The sequence below is a fragment of the Bradyrhizobium sp. 76 genome (assembly GCF_023073025.1).
In the GTDB taxonomy this organism is placed as follows: domain Bacteria; phylum Pseudomonadota; class Alphaproteobacteria; order Rhizobiales; family Xanthobacteraceae; genus Bradyrhizobium.
The window spans coordinates 1-4,194 of the sequence record NZ_JADPIS010000034.1 but is presented as its reverse complement, the minus strand read 5'-3'; the positions used below and the strand labels follow the sequence as shown (position 1 = coordinate 4,194).

At 66.1% G+C, this 4,194-nt stretch carries 1 protein-coding gene; it reads right to left on the bottom strand.

What is annotated here, in order from left to right:
- Positions 1–4,194 (bottom strand): amino acid adenylation domain-containing protein (locus tag IVB48_RS07845; RefSeq protein WP_247399163.1); only part of this gene is annotated, 4,194 nt, incomplete at both ends.

Sequence of the window (4,194 nt, the reverse complement as noted above, 5' to 3'; positions counted from 1 at the left end):
GCCCCGGCAAACGACTGCTGTGCCGGCCGCGGCCGGTCGGTCCGCAAGGCCAGACGGGCCGGTGCGCCCGACAGGTTGCTGCGCCAATACTCCGCCTGGTTCGAGAGCCGTTCCCCTGTTAGCCACCGCCGTTGCCAGGCGGCATAGTCCGGATACTGGATCACAAGCGGCGGCAGCGGATCGTCGTCTCCGGCCACGAACGCCCGGTACAGCTGACTGAGTTCACGCGCCAACACGCCCAGCGACCAGCCATCCGAGACAATATGATGCTGCGTCAGCAGGAACACGTGCTCCTCATCCGAGATCCGGATCAAGCGGCCGCGGATCAGCGGGCCGCGCGCCAGATCGAACGGCGTGCGCGCCTCTTCCCTGCACAGGTCCAATAGCGCCTCGTCCGCATCCGGCCTGTCCCGCAGATCGTGCTCCACAACCGGCAGCCCCGCATCCTGCGGCAGCAGCTCCACCCAGGGCTTGCCCTCCGGCGCGACAAAGACGCTGCGCAGCGCCTCCTGGCGCGCCAACACACGGTCCAGGCTGCGCTGCCAGGCGCTGCGGTCGAGCCCACCCTTGAGCCGCCACGCCAGTGGAATGTGATAGTTCGTGCCGCTCTGATCCAGCTGCGCCAAAAACCACAGCCGCTGCTGCGCAAACGACAGCACAAGCGCCGCATCACGCGGCACGGCCACAATGGCCGGCAGGTCTTGCGCGCCGGAGCGGCTCAACTCATCCACGAGGCTCGCGGCCAGATCGGCCAGCACCGGTTTCGCAAACAGCGTGCTCAGCGGCAGTGCGACGCCAACAACCTGCGAGACCCGGCTCAACAGCCGCACCGCGAGCAGCGAGTGGCCGCCGAGCGCAAAGAAGTGGTCGTGGCGTCCGACCCGCTCAACACCCAGAAGCTCGGCCCAGATCGTTGCCAGCGCGGTCTCGATCTCGCCTTGCGGTGCCTCATAGACGGCGCGTGCATACGCCTCATCTTGCGGCGCCGGCAGCGCCTTGCGGTCGAGCTTGCCGTTCGGCGTCAGCGGCAGCGCCGCCAGCTGCACAAACGCCGATGGCACCATGTACTCGGGCAACCGCTCACTTAGGTGCGCGCGCAAGGTGCCGGCAAGATCGCCCCCCTCAGCGTCGGCCGCATGCTCGGCCGCCGCGACGAGATACGCAACGAGTCGCGGCTCGCCCGTCCCATCCTGGTGCGCCACCACCACCGCCTCGCGCACCCAGGCGTGCTCGGCAAGCCGCGCCGCGATATCACCGGGCTCGATCCGGAACCCGCGGATCTTCACCTGGTCGTCATTGCGCCCCAAAAACTCCAGATTGCCGTCCGGCAGATAGCGCGCCAGATCGCCAGTGCGGTACAGCCGGTCGGCTTCGACAAAGGGACTGGCGATGAACCGCTCCGCCGTCAGCTCGGGACGGTTCAGATAGCCGCGCGCCACTCCCGCCCCGCCGATGTAAAGCTCGCCCACCGCCCCAGACGGAACAGGCGCACCATCACCGTCAAGCAGATACACCCGCGTGTTCGCAATCGGACGGCCAATCGTCTCAACGACAGCCTCTCCCCTTCGCAAGCAGATCCAGGTTGAGTACGTGGTGGTTTCAGACGGCGCGTAAAGGTTATAAATCTTCTCTACGCGACTGCTCTCGAAGGCCTTCTCTATGAGGCCTACCTTCAGCCGCTCGCCGCACGAATTGATCACGCTTGCGGAAACCGGCACGGCTTTCTTGTCGACCAGAGCGGCGATCGCCGAGGGCACTGTGTTGATCAAGGAGATATCCAAAGACCTCTCGGCCAACGCCAGCGCATTCTCAACAACGTAAAGCGTGCTTCCTTGCGAAAGCGGAACGAAGCACTCGTAGACGGACAGATCAAAACTGATCGAGGTGGAAAACAGGGTGCGGCTGATCTCTGATTCCGCAAACACCTCGCTGCTCCAATGCAGCAGGTTCACCGTGCTCGCATGCTCGATCATGACGCCCTTGGGCGTGCCTGTGGATCCGGAGGTGTAGATCACGTAGGCGAGATGGCGCGAGGTCAGGCCGAGCGCGCGCGGGTCGAGATTACAAGCGGGCAGCTCGGCCCAGGCGGGTGTGGCTGCCATAAGATCGACAACGCTCACATCGGCCAGCGCCTCAGGGCCAAGCGCGGCACGGCCGGCTTCGTCGGCCAGCAGCAGACGCGGCGCCGCATCCTTGAGCACCTGGTGCAGCCGCGCACTCGGATAGGCCGCATCCAGCGGCAGATAGGCGCCACCCGCCTTCAGGATCGCCAAAAGCCCCACCACCACCGCAACGCTGCGCGCAAGGCAGATCGCCACCGGCTGGTCCGGCTTCACCCCGAGTGCGATCAGATGATGCGCCAGGCGGTTGGCCCGCGCATTGAGCTCGCCATAGCTCAAGCGTTCGTCCGCACAGACCACCGCCACCGCATCCGGCGTCTTGGCGACCTGCGCCTCGAACAGCTCATGGATGCACCGCTCTGACGGATACGCCGCCGCCGTGCGGTTCAGTTCCTCCAGCAGGTACGCCCGCTCGTCAGCCGGGAGGATGTCCAGCTCTCGCACCGGCTTGTTGGGGGCATGCTCCAGCGCCTCAGCCAGTTGCTCAAGCGCCCGCTGCATGTAGCCGCAGACCCGGTCCGCAGATATGGGCGCCGCCACCTGCGCCGTCAGGCCGAGCGCCTCGCCAAAATCCTCCACCGACAAGGTCAGCGGATAGTTGGTGCGTTCTTCCGCACCCAACCATTCCACGCCGGATAGCACATCGTCCGGTCCGGAGCTTGGCGCTGGCGTGTTATGACGGTAGTTCAACAGTGCGCTGAACAGCGGCGCCGGCGCCGCAACGCTGCTGCAGCGTTGCGCCAAGGCCAGCGAGGCATGCTCGTGCGCCAGCAGCTCGGCCAGCCGGCGATGCGTGATCCGGACACTCGCCTCGACCCCGGTGCCATCCAGATCAAGCCGCAGCGGCAGGGTGTTGATGAACAGGCCCATGGCGCGGTCGGCGCCGGCGCCTCCATGCATGCGGCCGAACAGCACCGTGCCGAACACCACCTGCTCACGCCCGCTGCTGCGCGCCACCACCTGCCCCCAGGCCAGATGGCACAGGCTCGCCAGGCTCACCCCGAGCCGCCGCGCCTGCACTCGCAGCCGCTCGTTGAGCTCGCGCGGCAGCATCCGCCGCGCCTCGCCGGCTCCACTGCCGTCGCCGCGCACCTCGCTCAGCCCAAACGGCAGCGTCGGCTCATCGATGTCTGCCAGCAGTCTCCGGAAGAACTGCTCATGCTCTTGCGCTCCAACTCCCAGTCGTGCCTGCGCCACCAGATTGCGGAACGGCTGTGGTGCTGCCAGCTCGTGATCGCGACCGCCGAGCACGGCCCGAACCTCGGCATGCATCACTTCCAGCGTGGAATGATCCCCGATCAGATGGTGCAGCAGCTCCAGGAGCAGCCAGCGCGCACTGCCGGGCTCGCGCGCAATCACAAACCGCAACAAGGGCGCCCGGCCAAGATCGATCCGGTGCTGACGCGGATCAAACTGTTGCCTGAGCTGCTCAGCACCATCAGATCCATCCAGCGCGACCTCGGTGACCTCGAGTGGTGTTCGCCGCCAAACCACCTGGGCCGGGCTCGACAGGCCCTCCCAGACAAACGACGTTCTTAAGATATCGTGCCGGTCCACCACCCGCTGGACCGCGGCAAGGTAGCGCTCCAACAGAGCCCGGTCGGCAAATGCCATCTGCGAGACCAGCAGGTATGGATCGCCTCGCCTCGCCAACAGATGATGGAACAGGATGCCGTCCTGCAGCGGCGACAGGGCATAAATGTCCTGGATGTTGCCGAGACCGCCAGGCACCGTGGCGACAATCCGGTCGATCTCCGGCTGCGCCAGCTCGATGAGCGGCAGCAGCTCTGGTGTAATCGCTGCACTCTGCTCCGTGATCAGGTTGGCGGGGATCGCCACCTCATGATGGCTGCCCAGGCTTGCGGCAAGATCGGCCAGCACCGGCTTGGCGAACAGGGTGCGCACCTCGACCCCAAGCGACAGCCGCCGCAAACGCTCCATCAGTTGAACCGCCAGCAGTGAGTGCCCGCCCAGCTCGAAGAAGTTGTCGTGCCGGCCGACACGTTCCAGGCCCAGAAGCTCGGCCCAGATCTGCGCCAGCGCGATCTCGATCTCGCCCCGCGGCGCCTCATAG